This is a genomic window from Novacetimonas hansenii JCM 7643, assembly GCF_000964405.1.
Lineage (GTDB): Bacteria > Pseudomonadota > Alphaproteobacteria > Acetobacterales > Acetobacteraceae > Novacetimonas > Novacetimonas hansenii.
In genome coordinates, this window is record NZ_BANE01000315.1 from 1 (window position 1) to 17,270 (window position 17,270).

The following is a 17,270-nucleotide window of genomic DNA, read 5'->3' on the forward strand; positions in this document are numbered from 1 at the left end:
TCTAAAAAGCTTCAGAAGACGCCGCCTTTTTCGATCGAAAGGCGACACCCAGAAACTTTTCTTTTTTATCAATGATGTGTTTTCCAACAGTCCCCAAGAAAACATGCAGAACCAACCGTTTGATAAAAAAGATGCCTTTCGGCGCCTGTGACAAACAGATTCACCAGAACTTTTGATTACCCCCGGTGTGTCAATAGGAACCCTCTTTTCAAACCGCCCAAAAAAGAATGGCGGAAGAACCCATCCGGTCCTTCCGCCATCCCGATCCATCATGAAACGCCCCCCGGAAACTGCCCCGGGGCGTCAGCCCGGCTGGGGCGCGGGACCGACATCCGGCCCGACCGCAGGCCCCGGCAAGGACCCCGTGGGGGCCGAAGGCGGAACCGACGGGCGCCGGTTTTCGGGCATCGGATCATCCACCACAACGCGGGTGATCTTCTCACCGCGCAGGACCTGGCGGATTTCCTCGCCCGTCAGGGTTTCATATTCCAACAGCGCCTCACCCAGGCGATGCAACTGATCAATGTGATCCAGCAACAATGTCCGCGCCTTGAGATAGGCCGCATCAATCAGGCTACGGACCTCGTTATCAATCTCACGCGCGGTTTCCTCGGACACGTTCTTGTTCTGGGTCACGCTGTGACCAAGGAAGACCTCCTGTCCGTTGCCACCATAGGCCACCATGCCGAGCTTCTCGCTCATGCCCCATTCAGTGACCATGCGGCGCGCAACATCGGTTGCCATCTTGATGTCGCCCGATGCCCCGGTCGAGACATTGTCGGGGCCAAAGATGATTTCCTCTGCCGCGCGACCACCCATCGCCAGCGTCAGCTTGCCAATGCACCACGAACGGCTTTCGGAATAACGATCCTTTTCCGGCAGGCTCATGACCATGCCCAGCGCACGGCCACGCGGAATGATCGTCGCCTTGTGCACCGGGTCGGACCCCGGCGTCAGGATACCCACCAGCGCATGCCCGCCCTCGTGATAGGCGGTCATTTTCTTCTCGTCATCGGTCATGACCAGCGAACGGCGTTCCGCGCCCATCATGACCTTGTCCTTGGCGTTCTCGAACTCCAGCATCGCGACCGTGCGCTTGCCCATGCGCGCCGCCATCAACGCCGCCTCGTTCACAAGGTTGGCAAGGTCCGCGCCAGAAAAGCCGGGCGTGCCGCGCGCAATCACCTTGGGATCGACATCGGACGCCAGCGGCACCTTGCGCATATGCACGCGCAGGATCTTCTCACGCCCTGCAACATCGGGGTTCGGCACCACGACCTGCCGGTCAAAACGACCTGGACGCAGCAGCGCGGGGTCAAGGACATCGGGCCGGTTGGTCGCGGCAATCAGGATCACGCCCTCATTGCTGTCAAAACCGTCCATCTCCACCAGCATCTGGTTAAGCGTCTGCTCGCGTTCATCATTGCCACCGCCAAGGCCCGCGCCACGATGGCGGCCCACGGCGTCAATTTCGTCGATGAAGATGATGCATGGCGCGGCCTTCTTGCCCTGTTCGAACATGTCGCGCACACGTGAGGCGCCAACACCGACAAACATTTCAACAAAGTCCGAGCCGGAGATGGTGAAGAACGGAACGTTCGCCTCCCCCGCGATGGCGCGGGCAAGCAGCGTCTTACCCGTGCCGGGCGGGCCGACAAGCAGCACGCCCTTGGGGATCTTGCCACCCAGACGTGTGAACTTCTGCGGATCGCGCAGGAAGTCCACGATCTCTTGCAATTCGCCCTTGGCCTCATCAATGCCGGCGACATCGTCAAATGTGACGCGTCCCTGTTTTTCCGTCAGCATCCGCGCCCGCGACTTGCCAAAGCCCATCGCGCGCCCGCTGCCGGACTGCATCTGGCGCATGATGAAGATCCATGCCCCCACCATCAGCAGCAGCGGTGCGTAATTGATCAGATAGCGCAGGAACGGATTGGTGTCGCTGTCGATCGGCTTTGCCACGACTTCGACGCCCTTGTCCGTCAGGCGCGAGATCAATGTCGGGTCCTGCGGCGCATAGGTATCGAACGATGTCCCATCGGTCAGGGTGCCGGTAATCGTATGATCCTGCACCACGACAGAGCGCACATGCCCGGTGTTTACGTCACCGATGAAATCCGAATACGCCAACTGCTGCGATGCGTGCTGTGCGCTTCCCGGCTGGAAAACGTTGAACAGCAGCAGAAGCAGCACAATGATGATTACCCACAGGGCCAGGTTCCGGCCGAAATTATTCATCTTGCCCACTGTTCCATGTGCTGACGCCCTCGTGGACCCACCGGGGCAGGCCAACTGACAGACACCAAGTTCCTGTTACGTCTTTCTTACATAGGACGATCAAGGCATATTCACACCCCCCATGACAGACCTTTCTGTCAAACGGGGTGATGAATCTGCCCTGATGGGGTAAATCTGGCAAGCATTGTCGCCGGACAGGGCGGGGCAAAGGCAAAACGCCACCCCTGTTCCATGCCGGGGGCGAATACCCCCATATGCGGCACCGCCACCACCCGTCCGCCCCGATGCAGCGCGGGCAGCGTGCGCAACACGCGCGCAGGAAAGGGGGGCCGCCCCCGTTCGCGCGGCCACCATGTGGCAACCGCCCCGGCCGCACCGACATACAGGTCCGACAGCGCAGGGACCGCCCCATCCGCCACCCCATCCACATGCAAGACGAAACGCCCGTCCCAGCATATGCCCGCACGGGCGCGGACATGCCCCTGCATCGCCGCTTCCTCCCGCGCCAGCAACCATTCCCCACCATGCGCCAGCAGGCACGCCCCGCCCAGGGTCGCAGCACGCGGAACCGCACACAGGGCGGCAACGCCACCGGGCGAAGGGGGATATTCATGGCCGGATACGGTGCGTACCAGCGCGGACAGTACCCGTTCGGGCGGCAACATACGGGGCAGGCCGACCCATCCCCCCGCATCAAAGCGGGCATGAGCCGCCAGCCATTGCGCATCCTGCGCATCACGCGCCATACGCCGCCCCCCCGCCTGCTGGGCCGTTTGCAGGCATACCCGCCGCAACTGCGCATCCGTTGACAGTGCATGTCGCGCCCGGGCGCGTTCGGTGCGCAGATCGGTGTTGGACGGGTCCTCCACCCAGTCGATGCCCGCATGACGCAAGGTGGCGTAAAGATCAGCCTTGCACACGCCCAGCAACGGCCGCACAAACCGCACGTCAGTCCCCGCGACCGCCTGCGCCATCGCCGCCAGCCCGTCGGGGCCACTGGACGCACGCTGGCGCATCATGACGGTTTCAGCCTGGTCATCACCATGATGGCCAAGCAGGAGGTCAAGACAGCCCAGTTCGCGGCAGGCGTGACACAACGCCTGATAACGCAGGCGTCGCGCACGTTCGGCCATGCGTGGACCACGCAGCAACCCCCGCAGACGCAACAACCGTGCAGGAATATCCATCTCTGCAAGGCAACGCACCGTCCGTGCGGCCTCATCCGCCGATTCCGCACGCAACCCGTGATCCACCACCAGCCCGACAACCGCGCGCCGCCACCGCCGCGTCAACAGCGCAAGCGCCAGACTGTCCGCTCCCCCGGATACCGCGATTGCAACCGGCACCGCATCAGGCCCATCGGGCAACCATGGTCCCAACGCCTGCATGCATCGCGCGAATCCGGCATCGCCAATCACCCGGCCGCCCTGCGCACGCATCATGCGCGTGGTGTCATCCATCCTGCCCCGCCGCCCCGTAATGCCTGAGAGATTGTCTGAAAATGCAGCCCCACCAACATACCGAAACCAATATAAATTCCCGGACATCACTGTTTCAGACAGGGCGACAGCTTGTGAAGCATTCCCAAAAAAAGCTTCACAGGAAACATCTTCGTCCAAGAGACTGTTTGAAAAATCAGGATCAACAACATCCTGAAATCATAAAGTTTTTTGGTGAAACTTTTTCTAAAAAGCTTCAGAAGACGCCGCCTTTTTCGATCGAAAGGCGGCCCCCAAAAACTTTTCTTATTTCCTATCAATGGTCTGTTTTTAAACAATCTCCAGAAAACTGTTTGGAAACAGGCTTTTGACAATGAAATGAGAAAATCAGGCGTTACTTCAACCGTTTGAAAAAACAATATTTTTCAAAGCTTTGGGAAAAGTGGTCAAAAATTTTATCATTCCAACTGGTTGCCTGATTTCACCTTGCAAACAGTCTGTCACCCTCTACTGACAGGAACCATCAACCGCCGCACTTCGCCTTTTTGCGATAGATGCCTTCCGCACTGCGGATGCGGGGCTCAGGTTCTGGAAATTCACTCGACAACTTGTCCAGTGCCTGACAGGCGGATGCCTTGTCCCCCAACGCCACCAATGTCGCGGCAACCCCCAGCAGCGCACTTGGCGCGCGGGCCCCATGGGGGGAACGGTTATAGGTGTCATAATAAGCCAGCGCCGACTGGCGATACTGCTTCTGTCCCGCCAGCGATTGCGCCAGCAGATACTGCGCATCAATCTGACGCACACTTTTGGGACCGGACAGCACCTGCTGCGCATCCGCCTGCGCGGCGGTGTAATCCTGCCGCAGCAAGGCCGCATTCCCGTCCTTCAGGATATCAGCCGCCGTACGTTTCGCTGGTGCTGCGCCATCCGCCGACGCCAGCGGCGCTGCCCCCGCTGCCGCGGTCGAAGCCGCGCTGGCGGCACCACCCGATGCGCCACCGTGCCCGTTCTGCATCGCGAAATTCATATCAGCGATCTGCTTGCTCAGTGTCGCATTCTGCTGCTGCACCTGATTGTTCAACTGATCAATCTGTCCGCGCATGTCGCGGGTCTGCTCCTCCAGCGTATTCACACGCTCCAGCAGTTGCAGCACAAGATTGCCGTTATCATCGGCCCGCGCCGCACCAACATGCAGGACCGCCCCCCCCATCACCATCCCCAAAAGAGCAGTTCGCAGCGACCGCCGCCCCGCGTGAACAAAGCTGGACACAACAGACCGCATGGATGGAATCCTCTTCTTGAGCATTTATATCTTGCCGGTATGTACGGGACCGGATGGAACAGGCATATACCTAAAACAAAACCGGCCGGGTGATAAGCACCCGACCGGCTCCGTTAAAACCTCCATTTCCCATGACGGGAAAGGAAACCTTACTGCACCGCGGAAATCGCGTTGCGGTTCTGCGACCAGGAAGCTTCGTCATCGCCAGGGGCGGTCGGACGGTCCTTGCCGTAGGAGATGGTCGTGATGCGCGAAGCCGCGACACCCTTGGCCACCAGATAGTCATGGGCGGCGTTCGCACGACGCTGACCCAGGGCAAGGTTGTATTCCTCGGTCCCACGATCGTCGCAGTTGCCGGCGATCTGGATGTTGACCTGCGGATACTTTGCAAGCCAGGCAGCCTGACGGTCCAGCGTCGCCTTTGCGTCGGCGGACAGGGAGTTCTGGTTCAGTTCGAAGAACACGCGATCACCCGCGTTCGCCACCAGGTCGGCTTCGCTGCCGGGCACGGGGCCGGTCTGCTGCTGGGTGGCGGCGCCGGTGTTGACGGCCTTGTTCGTGTGATCGGAGCAGGCGGCAAGGAAGAGAGCCATGCCAGCGGCGCCAAGAAGCTTCAGTCTCATTACTTTTGATCCTGGATTGGTTTCTTTTATATTGAAACCACTTGTTAAATTTCCGGGTACAAATTCTGCTGGTCCCGAGTCTCGTTTTGCCCTGCCAACAAACGTAAACAGAGACCCGCGAACGCTGGAGACCTGCGGCATGAATACTTCATCGGCACCATGATCGTCAAGTTGAAGTGGACACATACCGGACCATCACGCGACGAAATGCTGCATGATATTGTACCCATCGACTGTTGTAAAAATGTCTCCTTTTACTGGTTCAGGGGCGACCATGTCGGATCGGACGAACTGCCGACCGGCAAGGGACGCTCGTGGAAGCCGGTGATGTCAATGCTGCTGATGCCGGAGCTGAACCCCGCGCCGCCCGCATGGGCGGCGGTCTGGCGACAGAAAGCAAGAACCCGGCCATTTGGGCAGAAAGTCGGGCTTTCCACTGTAAAGCCCTGCGTCAGGATACGTTCCCCCGTCCCGTCAGGCGCCATGACACCAAGGGAGAAGGAACCGTTGGCGATACGCGAAAATGCGATCAGGTCGCCACGCGGTGACCATACGGGCGACCCGTAATGCCCATGGCCATAGGAAATGCGCTTTGCATCGCCCCCGGTGGCCGGCATTACATAAAGCTGCGGGGAGCCGCCACGATCGGAGTTAAAGACAATCTGTGACCCATCGGGGCTGTAGCACGGGCTGGTGTCAATCGCGCCCGATGCCGTGATCTGGTGGCGCGACATGCTCGACAAATCCACCGAATACAGGTCGGACCCGCTGCCGCGCGTCACCGACAGGACCACCGCATCGCCGCGCGGGCTGAAACGCGGCGCGAATGACATGCCCGAAAACTCGCCAAGCATACGCTGCTGCCCCGTATTGAGGTTGAACAGGTAAACGCGCGGACGGTTGTTGATATATGACATGAAGGCGAGTTCGCTATTCGCCGGGTTGAAGCGCGGGGTGATCGTATCCCACTGCCCGCTGGTCAGATACCGGCTGTCGGCGCCGTCCTGGTCCATGATCGCAAGGCGGCGCGTCTGGTGCGAACGCGGTCCCGACATCGCGACATAAGCAATGCGGGAATTGAAATACCCTTTCTCCCCCAGCAGGCGCGTATAGATCACGTCGGAAATCACATGCGCGATCCGCCGCCAATCCTGGCTTGACGCGGTATAGGCTGTCCCCTGGATCTGGCTGCCGGTGGTCACATCCCACAGGCGGAATTCCACCCGGATGGACGACCCGGTATTTTCCGCACGCCCGGACACCATCGCACGCGCACCCATGGTCTTGTACGTCGCGAAATCGGGACGCCCCGTCGGCATGGAGGCCGAAATGGGACGGAACAGGCCGCAATTCCCCAGGTCGGCGGAAATGACATCGGTGATCTGCTGTCCGATCCCGTTCCCCAATGACGGGATGACAATGGGAATCGGCGCAGTACGGGCCTGATCCACGGTGATTTCCGCATCCGGGGCCGCCGACTGGGCATGCGCCACGCCCACGGGCGCGAACAGCGGCGTCGCAAGCAGCCCCCCCGCGATCCCCGCCCCCATGACGCCACGGCGACCAAACGCAGCGGCCAGGCGATCGGCATCCGCATCGGGGATAACAGGCTTTACACTTGGACTCATCTCAATCGTCTCCTCGGTCTCGTCCTGCTTTTATGGACGAAATACGAATTTCAACTGTCGGGTCTGGCCCAGCAGGTTCTTGGGAATTGGCAGCTTGGCGCAGGTGGGGCTCAGCACCGCATCACGCGCGCGTTCCGCCAGCGCGCGATAGGACGGGTCGCTGTCCATGCGCGCCTGTGTCTGCGGTGCGAATTCCACGATGCGTGCCGTGCCCGTGGCATCCACCGTCACCACAAGATGCGCCACGAACTGCGCATAATTACGCGCGGCCGTATCTTCGGAATAACAGCGTCGCACGGCATTGCCGATGCCCTTCTGGTCGGCCGCACTCATGGACTGGGTAATATCTCCGTCAGGGGCACCGCCACCATCGGGCGCGCCCCCCTGTGCCGGGTTGGCGCGGGCCTTGGGCGGATGGGTCTGCTTCTGGTCCGCACGGAAGGAATCCAGCGTCGCCAACAGCGAATGCGTGTCCGGCACAGCCTTCTTCGTCTCGTTCGGCTGCGTGATGTGGGAGAATTCCTGCACCTTTGGCGGCGCATTATCCTCCGGCTGCGGCGAAGGCGGCACCGGCGCACTTGCGGGCGCGGGCACCGACTGTGGCTGCGGCGGCAGCTTCAGCGCATCAGGCGACGGTTCCTCCGCCTTGGGGGGCGTGGGGGTATCCGGCGTGGGGGCCGGTGCCTCCTGCGGCGGCGGCATGGGAGGAGGCGGCGGGGGGGGTGGGGCTGCCTCCTCGTTGGGTTCCTTTTCCGGCGGTGTCGGCGCGGGCGGGGCCGGATTGGGCACCGGGGCCGGGGCGGGCGCAGGTTTGGGCGCGGGCTTTTCCCCCTTGTGCGGGGGGGCATCGCCGGAATCGGATGTAAATTCCATCTCCACCGTGGGTGGTGGGGGTGGTTCAGGCGGCGTTGGCACCGGCAGGCGCAATATCACCGCCAGCAGCAGCGCCACGTGCAGGCCGCCCGATACAAGGATCGAACGGCGCAGCAGGACACGTTCGGAACGACGCGGAGGCGGCACGATCAGGGGACTCCCGAAATTGTCCAGTATGTTGGCCAAGCCCGTATCAGTGCCCGCCACCGGGCGGCTGCTGTGCCAGCAGGGCGACGTGCGTGAACCCACCTGCCGTGATCTGCCCCATCACCTGCATGACGCGGCCATAATCAATATGTGAATCCCCGCGCACGAAAATGCGGTGTTCACGATCATTCTGCGCCGCGGCACGCAACTGATCCACCAGCGCATCCGGCGACACGGCATTATCCCCAAGATAAAGGGAACCATCGGAACGGATGGAAACCGTAATGGGTTTCGTGTCCGTATTGACGGGGGCCGCGTCGGTTTTCGGCAGGTCCACATTGACACCACTTGTCATCATCGGCGCCGTGACCATGAAAATGATCAGCAGCACCAGCATGACGTCCACAAGCGGCGTGACGTTGATATCCGACATGGGGCGCCGGCGACGACGCCGGCGCAGGTCACGCAGGCCACCGGCCATGATCAGCCCCTTTCTTCGGACTGGCGCGACAGGATGGCCGCGAACTCGGTCCCGAACGCATCCAGCCTGTCCTCGAACACACCAAGGCTGTTGCCGATGACGTTATAGGCGATCACGGCAGGGATGGCGGTGACAAGGCCGATGGCCGTGGCAAACAGGGCTTCGGAAATACCCGGCGCCACGACGCTGAGGTTGGTGTTATGCATGGCAGCGATCGACCCGAACGCATGCATGATGCCCCACACCGTGCCGAACAGGCCGATGAACGGCGCCACCGGCCCGATGGTCGCGACAAAGATCAGCCACCGGTTCAGCCGGTCCATTTCGCGCGTGATGGTGATGGACATGGCGCGATTGACGCGATCCTGCACCCCGCCATGCACCAGGTCGATGCCCGTGATACGCGACGACCGACGCCATTCGCCCATTGCCGCGCCAAATACGGCGGCCATCGGGTGAATCGGCTTTGCGCCGTCGGATTCATACAGATCCTCCAGGCTGCCGCCCGCCCAGAACCTCTCCTCGAAATCGGAGGCCTGCCGGTTGACCCGGCGGATGGTCACGATCTTGTCGAAAATGATCGCCCATACGATGACGCTGCTGACAACCAGCCCCATCATCACCAGCTTGACGACAATCGCCGCCTGAAGAAACAGACTCCATAACGACAATCCGCCAGCCGCAGCCGCGCCCAGATTCGCCGCGTTAACCGCTTGGTCCAAAAACGCCTCCTGCACACCTTCAATCGTCCGCTCAAACACGAACATTGCCTGTTTGGCAAGTCAGCGCCAAGCCGCTTTCCGCGCAGCAATGCACTACCTGCAACCCCCGACGCCAAAAGAGCGTCACCGGCATGCGTTCCGACCGGAAAAATATGCGCGGCGAAGCCTGCTCAGGCCAGCAATGTATTCAATAGATCACGCCATCGCGGCGGAAATCGGGCAGGTCGCCCGTCGTCTGCGCGAATGCATGCAAGGCGCACATCCAACGTGGCGCATACCTCCTGCGGCGCGGTATTGTGACCTTCGTCAACGCGTGCGAACGACTGGAACAGGCGACAGCTTGCCGGGCCGAGTTCCGTCAGCCGAGTCGTGATGCGCATGATGTCATCCAGACGGAACGGGCGGCGGTAATCCAGCGCGGCGTTACGCACGACAAACACCAGCCCGTAATCGGACAGCAGCCCCGACACCGCACAGCCCTGCGCACGGATCGCCTCCGTGCGTGCGCGCTCCGCAAAGGCGAGATAGCGCGCGTGATAGACCACGCCCCCGGCGTCCGTATCCTCGTAATAGATGCGAAAATCGATCTCGTGCTGCGCCATGCCGATTACCTATGCCCCGTCCCCGATCTCCCCCAGCAGGTCGCCCTGCCCCGCCGTGCGCGCGGGGGGCACCAGCCCCAGATGACGCCATCCGCGTTCACCCAGCATGCGGCCACGACTGGTGCGCAGGACCAGCCCCTCCTGGATCAGATAGGGTTCGATCACATCCTCGATCGTGTCGCGCGCCTCTGCAAGGGCGGCGGCCAGGGTTTCCACCCCCACGGGACCACCATGATGGTATTGCGCGATGCGGCGCAGGTAACGGCGGTCCATGCCATCCAGCCCCATCGAATCCACCTCAAGCCGCGCCAGAGCCGCATCGGCCAGCGCCCGGTCCACCGGACCATGGCCCGATCGCGCCACAGCGGCGAAATCACGCACCCGGCGCAACAGCCGCCCCGCGATTCGCGGTGTCCCGCGCGAACGGCGCGCGATCTCTTCCGCCCCGTCATGGGTCAGTTCGAAATTCAGCTTCTGCGCCCCGCGTGAGACGATCTGGCGCAATTCCTCGGGCGTGTAGAACACCAGACGCAGCGGAATGCCAAACCGGTCGCGCAACGGGGTCGCCAGCAGCCCCGCACGCGTCGTTGCCGCAACCAGCGTAAAGGGCGCAAGGTCGATGCGCACCGACCGCGCGGCGGGGCCTTCGCCGATGATCAGGTCAAGCTGAAAATCCTCCATCGCCGGATACAGCACCTCCTCGATGGAGGGCTGGAGGCGGTGGATCTCGTCAATGAACAATACGTCGCGCGGCTGCAAATTGGTCAAAATCGCGGCAAGATCGCCCGCGCGCTGGATGACGGGACCGGACGTCGCACGGAACCCCACCCCGAGTTCACGCGCAACAATCTGCGCCAGTGTCGTCTTGCCCAGCCCCGGCGGACCATGCAGCAGCACATGGTCCATCGCCTCCCCCCGCTGCCGCGCGGCCGCGATGAAGATGGCAAGGTTCTCGCGGCTGGCCTTCTGGCCGGTGAAATCGTCAAGCGTCTGGGGGCGCAGGCTTGCTTCGGCGATGTCATCCTCGCCCCGGGCGGCATCGACCTCGCGTTCGGGATGTCCGCTCATCGGGCCAGTTCCTTCAGGCTTTCGCGGATGATGACGTCAAGGTCCCCTCCACCGTCAAGACGGTCCATGACCCGGGCGACGACCGGCTGCGCCTCTGCCCGCCGGAATCCAAGGCCCGACAGCGCCAGCAGCGCATCAGACATCACGCCGCCATTGCCCGTAACCTTGACCCCCGCCATGACCACGCCGGGCGCGCCGCCACCGGGCATGCCGTCGCATTTGTCACGCAGTTCGGTGACGATCCGCTGCGCAAGCCGCGCGCCAACCCCCGCCGCCCGTGTCAGCCCCGATTTATCACCCGAGGCGATGGCCGCAATCAGTTCGGATGCCGGAAGCGTGGACAGGATCGCCAGCGCCACCTTCGCGCCCACCCCCTGCACCGTGGTCAAAAGACGGAACCATGAACGTTCCGCCGCGTCGATGAAGCCATACAGGAGGATCGCATCTTCGCGCACCACGGTTTCAATCAGCACGCGCGCGACCTCTGGCCCCTGCGGCAGGGCGGACAGGGTGCGGGTCGAGGCCAGGACAAGATAGCCCACCCCACCGACATCAATGACGCAGCGATCCGCCTCCACCTGCCCCACAAGGCCGGTCAGTTGCGCGATCATGCCATCCTCGTGGCGCGTGCGATATGCGCGGCACTGGCACGATGGTGGGCATGGCAGATCGCCACCGCCAGCGCGTCCGCCGCATCAGAACGTTTCGCGATCGCGGTCGGCAGCAGGCGTCGCACCATCATTTCCACCTGTTCCTTGGTCGCCGCCCCGGTGCCAACAACCGAACGCTTGACCGATTTCGCACCATATTCGGACACCGGTATATCCAGAAGCACCGGCACCAGAAGCCCGACACCACGGGCATAGCCCAGCTTCAGCGTGGCGGCCCCGTTACGGTTGACATAGGTTTCCTCGATCGCGGCCTCGTCAGGGGCGAAACCGCGACCAAGTTCCAAAAGCGCGTCATGCAGGTGGCGCAGGCGTAACGGGACCGACATCGCGGCGTCGGTTGCGATGACGCCATCCGCCACGTGCGACAGCCGGTTGTCCCGTGCCTCGATCACACCCCAGCCGGTAAAGCGCAGGCCGGGATCAATCCCCAGTATCCGCACCATCGCCGTGCGCGATCAGGCCGACAATGCTTCGGCGACGTCATCAGGCAGGTCGAAATTGGCATAGACCGACTGGACGTCATCATTTTCTTCCAGCACGTCAATCAGCTTGAGCACGCTGCGGGCCTTGTCCTCGTCCAGGGTGACGACCGTTTCGGGACGCCAGTCGAGCTTGGCCGACGCAGGTTCGCCAAATCGGGTTTCCAGCGCATCACGCACCGCGAAAAATGACTCCACGGGGCAGGTCACTTCATGCCCTTCCGCGGTGGTTTCCACGTTATCGGCCCCGGCCTCGATCCCGGCTTCGAGCATCCCGTCCTCGGTCGCGACATCAAGCGGATAGGTCACGACACCAAGGCGCTGGAACATGAAGGAGACGGAGTTCGTCTCGCCAAGCGATCCGCCATGCTTGGAAAATGCCGCGCGTACATCCGACGCCGTACGGTTACGGTTATCGGTCAGGCCCTCCACAATCACCGCGACACCGGCGGGGCCATACCCCTCGTAACGGACCTCCACATAATCATCGCCACCACCTGCGCCCGACGCTTTCTTGATCGCGCGTTCGACGGTGTCCTTGGGCATGTTCACCTCACGCGCGGCGGACATGGCGGCACGCAGGCGCGGATTCATGGCCGGGTCGGGCATGCCTTCACGCGCGGCGACGGTGATTTCACGGATGACCTTGGCAAACTGCTTCGCCCGCCTGGCATCCTGCGCGCCCTTGCGGTGCATGATGTTCTTGAATTGGGAATGACCCGCCATCGTTCGTCCCTGATCCTGTAAATCTTGTTTATTATCAATTGGTCACAGCACCCGCACCCTGACCGGCCGCCCCTCAGGCCAGCCGCCCGTGGCAGTGCTTGTATTTCCGGCCCGACCCGCAAGGGCACATTGCGTTACGCGGCACCTCGCCCCAGCTTGACGGATCATCGGGCATGATCGCCGCGGCCCCGATCGGCTCCGCCATCGCAAGGTCGGGGACCTTTCCATTCGCATCCGCCAGCAGGCCCGGCCCCGGCTCATTTTCCAGCCCCGGCACACGCGGGTCGGAATGGACCTCCGCAGCGACACCGGCAAAGGGATTGTCGATCGCCGGGGGCGCGACCTCGACCCGTGCCATGGTCGATGTCACACGCAGGCGCAGATGATCGAGCATCGCATTGAACAGCTCGAACGCCTCATGCTTGAACTCGTTGAGCGGGTCTTTCTGGCCATAGGCACGCAGGCCAATGCCCTGGCGCAACTGGTCAAGGGCAAGCAGATGCTCCTTCCACACCGCATCGAACGTGGTCAGTAACACCTGCTTTTCAACATAGCGCATGATGGAAGGGCCGAAATTCGCGGCCTTGGAGGCCTGCGCCTGGCTGGCGGCCTGTTCGATCCGCTCCGCCACGGACGTGGCGTCCATCCCGTCCTCCGCCGCCCATTCGTCGATCGGCAACGTCAGGCACAGTTCCGTCATGATGGCGGCGGACAGGCCGTCCTTGTCCCACTGCTCCGCAAAGGAACGTTCGGGAATATAACGTTCGACCATGTCGTGGATGACGTCGGCGCGCATGTCCGCGATGATGGGGGACACATCCTCCATCGACATATATTCGCGGCGCTGGGCATAGACCTCCTTGCGCTGGTCATTCATGACGTCGTCATATTTAAGCGTATTCTTGCGCATGTCGAAGTTGCGGGCCTCGACCTTTTTCTGCGCACGCTCCAGCGCCTTGTTGATCCACGGATGGACGATGGCCTCGCCCTCCTTCAGGCCCATTTTCTGCAACATCCCGCCCATACGGTCGGTGCCAAAGATCCGCATCAGGTCATCTTCGAGCGAGATGAAGAAGCGCGAGTTGCCCGGATCACCCTGACGCCCCGCACGCCCACGAAGCTGATTGTCGATGCGGCGGCTTTCATGGCGTTCGGTGCCGATCACATACAGGCCGCCCGCCTTCTGCACGGTGTCATGGTAGTCGCTCACCTGCCTGCGCAGTTCGGCTTCCTTGCGGGCGCGTTCCTCCTGGTCCTCGATCCCGCCAAGCTCCTGGGCGATGCGCATCTCCACATTGCCGCCAAGCTTGATGTCCGTGCCACGCCCGGCCATGTTCGTGGCAATGGTGATGGCGCCCGGCGCGCCGGCCTGCGCCACGATCGTCGCCTCCATCTCGTGAAAGCGGGCGTTGAGGACATTGTGCCGGACCCCGCGCTTGTGCAGCAGGGCGGACAGAAGCTCGCTCTTTTCAATGGAGGTGGTGCCGACAAGGACGGGCTGCCCGCTTTTCGACACATCTTCGACCAGGGCACTGACGGCTTCGTATTTCTCACGCGCTGTCAGGTAAACCTCGTCATCGTCATCCTTGCGCGAGACGGGACGGTTGGTCGGGATCTCAATGACCTCGAGCTTGTAAATATCCGCGAATTCATCGGCCTCGGTCATCGCCGTGCCGGTCATGCCCGACAGGCGGGGATAAAGGCGGAAATAGTTCTGGAACGTGATGGAGGCCAGCGTCTGGTTTTCCTGCTGGATCTCCACATGCTCCTTCGCCTCCAGCGCCTGGTGCAGGCCGTCCGAATACCGCCGCCCATCCATCATGCGCCCGGTGAATTCGTCGATGATGATGACCTTGCCACCCCGGACGATATAATCGACATCGCGGGTAAACAGCGTATGCGCGCGCAGCGACTGCTGCACATGGTGGATGACGGCGACGTTCTGGATGTCGTAAAGGCCGCCCTCACGCAGCACCTGCGCGTCACGCAACATCTGCTCGACTTCCTCCGCCCCACGGTCGGTCAGGATGACGGAGCGGTATTTTTCATCTTTTTCAAAGGCTTCCGGGTCCCTCACCAGAACCGCCATCACCTCGTCAACGGAACGGTAGAGGTCGGAGCTGTCATCCGCCGGACCGGAAATAATGAGCGGGGTGCGCGCCTCGTCAATCAGGATCGAATCGACTTCATCGACGATGGCATGGTGGAAGGGGCGCTGGACCATGTCCTCGGCGCGGTATTTCATGTTGTCGCGCAGGTAGTCGAAGCCGAATTCGTTATTCGTCCCGTACGTGATATCCGCGGCATAGGCGGCGCGGCGTTCATGTTCGGGGATATTGGGCACGACCACGCCCGTCGTAAGCCCGAGGAAAGAGTAAAGCTGGCCCATTTCCTGCGCGTCGCGACTGGCGAGGTAGTCATTGACGGTGACGACATGCACGCCCTTGCCCGACAGCGCGCTGAGATAGACAGCAAGCGTCGCGACCAGGGTCTTGCCCTCGCCGGTGCGCATTTCCGCGATCTTGCCATCCTGCAGCACCATGCCGCCGATCAGCTGCACATCGAAATGGCGCATCCCCAGCACGCGGCGCGATGCCTCGCGGCAGACGGCAAATGCTTCGGGCAGCAGCGCATCAAGGGTTTCGCCCTTTGCGATGCGTTCACGGAACTCAACCGTCTTGGCCGCGAGTGCCTGATCGTCAAGCGCCTGCATCTGGGGTTCAAGCGCATTAATGGCGGGGATGCGCCGCTGATACGCTTTCAACGCCCGGTCATTGGCGGTTCCGAACAGGGCACGGGCAATACTGGCGAACATATGGACCTTCCCGAGATGGCGATTCCTGCGTCCTTGGGGCGATGGACACAGGGGGGCATGCATGCGGATAACATTCTTGCGCGGAACCATCAGATAGGACCCACGTCGCCATGGGTCAACAGATGCCGCCCAACCACATGGCGAAATGATCGTCCCGATGGCCGCCCGGATGCCTGCCATGGCGCCCGCCCTGATCCCTGCCCTGAATCCCTGCCCTTGCAACCGCCACCCTGACCGCTGCCCTGCCCCGCCCTGTGATGGCCATCATGATGGCCCCAGTGAATGGGCCCCATGACGAAACCCCATGACGGACCCAAATGACGGGCCGCAGTGACGGGCCTCAGTGATGCTCCACTTATGACGTCCCCAATGACAGCCCCTGTGCTGCGCCCTGTGGCGCACCCTGTGGGGTTCCTGTGGCCGTTCCCTGCGACCGTTCCAATCGCCATCCAGGCATTCCCCTGCCCGCCCCCTTGCGGGACAGGGCGGCCTTCGCCATGATGCCGACCAACGCGTCCATAATTAGGGTTTTTCGCACATGCGGACTTTCGGTCCGGCAAAGGCCATCGCCACGATGGCCCTGCTTGCCTCCACCATCATCGTCCCTCCAGCCCTGGCCGCAGGCACTGCCCCCGCAGCCAGCAAGCCCGCCGCGGCCACTGCACCGGCCGACACAAACCCGCGCCTGGCGTCGGTCAACGGCCAGGATATCCGCCTTAACGATATCCGCCAGGCCATAGCGACCATGCCCGACCAGCTACGCAAGCTGCCGGAAAATGTCATCATCCCGATTCTGCTGAACCAGCTGGTTGACCAGAAGGCGATCCAGATCGTCGCGGAGAAGAGTGGCCTTGCCAAGCAGCCCGACGTGCAGCACCAGATGGAAGTCGCGGCGCAGAACGCGTTGCAGAACGCCTATCTGTCATCACAGGTCACGCCCGGCCTGACCGATGACGCGGTCAAGGCGTATTACGACAAGAATTACGCCAACAAGCCGGGGGCGGAGGAAATCCACGCCCGCCACATCCTCGTCCCGACCGAGGAGCAGGCCAACGACATCATCAAGCAGCTCAAGGGTGGTGCGAATTTCGCCGACCTGGCGACCAAGCTGTCGAAGGACCCCGGTTCGGCCAAGCAGAACGGTGGCGACCTTGGCTGGTTCAAGAAGGGCGACATGCTGCCGGCGTTCTGGGATGCGGCATCAACCCTGCAGCCCAACAGCTTCAGCCAGACCCCGGTGCATACCCAGTATGGCTGGCACGTGATCCAGGTTCTTGGCAAGCGCACGGCCGCGACCCCGACACTGGATTCCATGCGCGACCAGATCCGCCAGAAGCTGATTCAGGAAGGCGTGCAGAAGGCCGTCAGTTCCGCCGTGGGACAGGTCAAGATCGTGCGTTACGGTCCTGATGGCAAGGCGTTGCCCGACAACGCGCCGACCCCGCCGCCCGCCGCCGCGCACTGATCGCGCGA

General features: G+C 62.2%; 16 protein-coding genes. 1 reads left to right on the forward strand and 15 read right to left on the reverse strand.

The features are described from left to right. Nucleotides 1-303 precede the first annotated feature (303 nt). From ftsH to B7G66_RS18000, 15 genes are all read right to left on the reverse strand, one after another. Nucleotides 304-2,238 (reverse strand): ATP-dependent zinc metalloprotease FtsH, encoded by a 1,935-nt coding sequence (gene ftsH / locus B7G66_RS15850; RefSeq protein ID WP_003622121.1) that lies wholly within the window; start codon nt 2,236-2,238, stop codon nt 304-306. A gap of 137 nt (nt 2,239-2,375) precedes the next feature. Continuing rightward, entirely contained in the window at nt 2,376-3,698 is a 1,323-nt protein-coding gene (gene tilS / locus B7G66_RS15855) for a tRNA lysidine(34) synthetase TilS (RefSeq protein WP_003622119.1), read from the reverse strand. Nucleotides 3,699-4,200: 502 nt separating this feature from the next. Beyond that, nucleotides 4,201-4,896: a tol-pal system YbgF family protein gene (locus B7G66_RS15860; RefSeq protein WP_003622117.1), complete on the reverse strand. Its 696-nt coding sequence runs from the start codon at nt 4,894-4,896 to the stop codon at nt 4,201-4,203. A 215-nt stretch (nt 4,897-5,111) separates the two neighbouring features. Continuing rightward, nucleotides 5,112-5,585, reverse strand: a complete 474-nt coding sequence (gene pal / locus B7G66_RS15865; RefSeq protein WP_003622115.1) for a peptidoglycan-associated lipoprotein Pal — start codon at nt 5,583-5,585, stop codon at nt 5,112-5,114. 254 nt (nt 5,586-5,839) lie between these two features. Beyond that, nucleotides 5,840-7,213 (reverse strand): Tol-Pal system beta propeller repeat protein TolB, encoded by a 1,374-nt coding sequence (gene tolB, locus B7G66_RS15870; RefSeq protein WP_003622113.1) that lies wholly within the window; start codon nt 7,211-7,213, stop codon nt 5,840-5,842. Between the two features lie 30 nt (nt 7,214-7,243). Continuing rightward, nucleotides 7,244-8,233, reverse strand: coding sequence for a hypothetical protein (locus B7G66_RS15875; protein WP_040512935.1), 990 nt, complete (start codon nt 8,231-8,233; stop codon nt 7,244-7,246). Between the two features lie 46 nt (nt 8,234-8,279). Continuing rightward, a complete protein-coding gene (gene tolR / locus B7G66_RS15880; protein WP_003622109.1) occupies nt 8,280-8,714 on the reverse strand; it encodes a protein TolR in 435 nt (144 codons plus the stop codon). Nucleotides 8,715-8,716: 2 nt separating this feature from the next. After that, nucleotides 8,717-9,481 carry a protein TolQ gene (tolQ, locus tag B7G66_RS15885; protein WP_003622107.1) on the reverse strand — a complete coding sequence of 255 codons (765 nt, stop codon included), beginning with the start codon at nt 9,479-9,481 and terminating at the stop codon, nt 8,717-8,719. Between the two features lie 125 nt (nt 9,482-9,606). Continuing rightward, the gene (locus B7G66_RS15890; RefSeq protein WP_003622105.1) at nt 9,607-10,038 is read right to left on the reverse strand and encodes a YbgC/FadM family acyl-CoA thioesterase; all 432 of its coding nucleotides are present in this window, start codon (nt 10,036-10,038) and stop codon (nt 9,607-9,609) included. 9 nt (nt 10,039-10,047) lie between these two features. Continuing rightward, nucleotides 10,048-11,106 (reverse strand): Holliday junction branch migration DNA helicase RuvB, encoded by a 1,059-nt coding sequence (gene ruvB, locus B7G66_RS15895; protein ID WP_003622103.1) that lies wholly within the window; start codon nt 11,104-11,106, stop codon nt 10,048-10,050. Then, on the reverse strand, nt 11,103-11,717 hold the full coding sequence (gene ruvA / locus B7G66_RS15900; protein WP_003622101.1) for a Holliday junction branch migration protein RuvA: 615 nt from the start codon (nt 11,715-11,717) through the stop codon (nt 11,103-11,105). The genes ruvB and ruvA overlap by 4 nt, the downstream gene beginning before the upstream one ends. Beyond that, a complete protein-coding gene (ruvC, locus tag B7G66_RS15905) occupies nt 11,714-12,220 on the reverse strand; it encodes a crossover junction endodeoxyribonuclease RuvC (protein ID WP_003622099.1) in 507 nt (168 codons plus the stop codon). The genes ruvA and ruvC overlap by 4 nt, the downstream gene beginning before the upstream one ends. A gap of 12 nt (nt 12,221-12,232) precedes the next feature. Then, complete coding sequence (locus B7G66_RS15910; protein WP_003622098.1) at nt 12,233-12,982, reverse strand: YebC/PmpR family DNA-binding transcriptional regulator; 750 nt, start codon at nt 12,980-12,982, stop codon at nt 12,233-12,235. Nucleotides 12,983-13,055: 73 nt separating this feature from the next. Then, entirely contained in the window at nt 13,056-15,797 is a 2,742-nt protein-coding gene (secA, locus tag B7G66_RS15915) for a preprotein translocase subunit SecA (RefSeq protein WP_003622096.1), read from the reverse strand. Between the two features lie 355 nt (nt 15,798-16,152). Beyond that, the gene (locus tag B7G66_RS18000) at nt 16,153-16,317 is read right to left on the reverse strand and encodes a hypothetical protein (protein WP_003622094.1); all 165 of its coding nucleotides are present in this window, start codon (nt 16,315-16,317) and stop codon (nt 16,153-16,155) included. Between the two features lie 18 nt (nt 16,318-16,335). Between B7G66_RS18000 and B7G66_RS15920 the strand changes: the two genes are divergently transcribed. Beyond that, nucleotides 16,336-17,262 carry a peptidylprolyl isomerase gene (locus tag B7G66_RS15920; protein WP_003622092.1) on the forward strand — a complete coding sequence of 309 codons (927 nt, stop codon included), beginning with the start codon at nt 16,336-16,338 and terminating at the stop codon, nt 17,260-17,262. Nucleotides 17,263-17,270: the final 8 nt, after the last annotated feature.

What these genes read in the sequence shown, in the direction of transcription:
- ftsH (WP_003622121.1), bottom strand. Translation starts at nt 2,238, where the DNA reads ATGAATAATTTCGGCCGGAACCTGGCCCTGTGGGTAATCATCATTGTG.
- tilS (WP_003622119.1), bottom strand. Translation starts at nt 3,698, where the DNA reads ATGGATGACACCACGCGCATGATGCGTGCGCAGGGCGGCCGGGTGATT.
- B7G66_RS15860 (WP_003622117.1), bottom strand. Translation starts at nt 4,896, where the DNA reads ATGGTGATGGGGGGGGCGGTCCTGCATGTTGGTGCGGCGCGGGCCGAT.
- pal (WP_003622115.1), bottom strand. Translation starts at nt 5,585, where the DNA reads ATGAGACTGAAGCTTCTTGGCGCCGCTGGCATGGCTCTCTTCCTTGCC.
- tolB (WP_003622113.1), bottom strand. Translation starts at nt 7,213, where the DNA reads ATGAGTCCAAGTGTAAAGCCTGTTATCCCCGATGCGGATGCCGATCGC.
- tolR (WP_003622109.1), bottom strand. Translation starts at nt 8,714, where the DNA reads ATGGCCGGTGGCCTGCGTGACCTGCGCCGGCGTCGTCGCCGGCGCCCC.
- tolQ (WP_003622107.1), bottom strand. Translation starts at nt 9,481, where the DNA reads ATGTTCGTGTTTGAGCGGACGATTGAAGGTGTGCAGGAGGCGTTTTTG.
- B7G66_RS15890 (WP_003622105.1), bottom strand. Translation starts at nt 10,038, where the DNA reads ATGGCGCAGCACGAGATCGATTTTCGCATCTATTACGAGGATACGGAC.
- ruvB (WP_003622103.1), bottom strand. Translation starts at nt 11,106, where the DNA reads ATGAGCGGACATCCCGAACGCGAGGTCGATGCCGCCCGGGGCGAGGAT.
- ruvA (WP_003622101.1), bottom strand. Translation starts at nt 11,717, where the DNA reads ATGATCGCGCAACTGACCGGCCTTGTGGGGCAGGTGGAGGCGGATCGC.
- ruvC (WP_003622099.1), bottom strand. Translation starts at nt 12,220, where the DNA reads ATGGTGCGGATACTGGGGATTGATCCCGGCCTGCGCTTTACCGGCTGG.
- B7G66_RS15910 (WP_003622098.1), bottom strand. Translation starts at nt 12,982, where the DNA reads ATGGCGGGTCATTCCCAATTCAAGAACATCATGCACCGCAAGGGCGCG.
- secA (WP_003622096.1), bottom strand. Translation starts at nt 15,797, where the DNA reads ATGTTCGCCAGTATTGCCCGTGCCCTGTTCGGAACCGCCAATGACCGG.
- B7G66_RS18000 (WP_003622094.1), bottom strand. Translation starts at nt 16,317, where the DNA reads ATGGACGCGTTGGTCGGCATCATGGCGAAGGCCGCCCTGTCCCGCAAG.
- B7G66_RS15920 (WP_003622092.1), top strand. Translation starts at nt 16,336, where the DNA reads ATGCGGACTTTCGGTCCGGCAAAGGCCATCGCCACGATGGCCCTGCTT.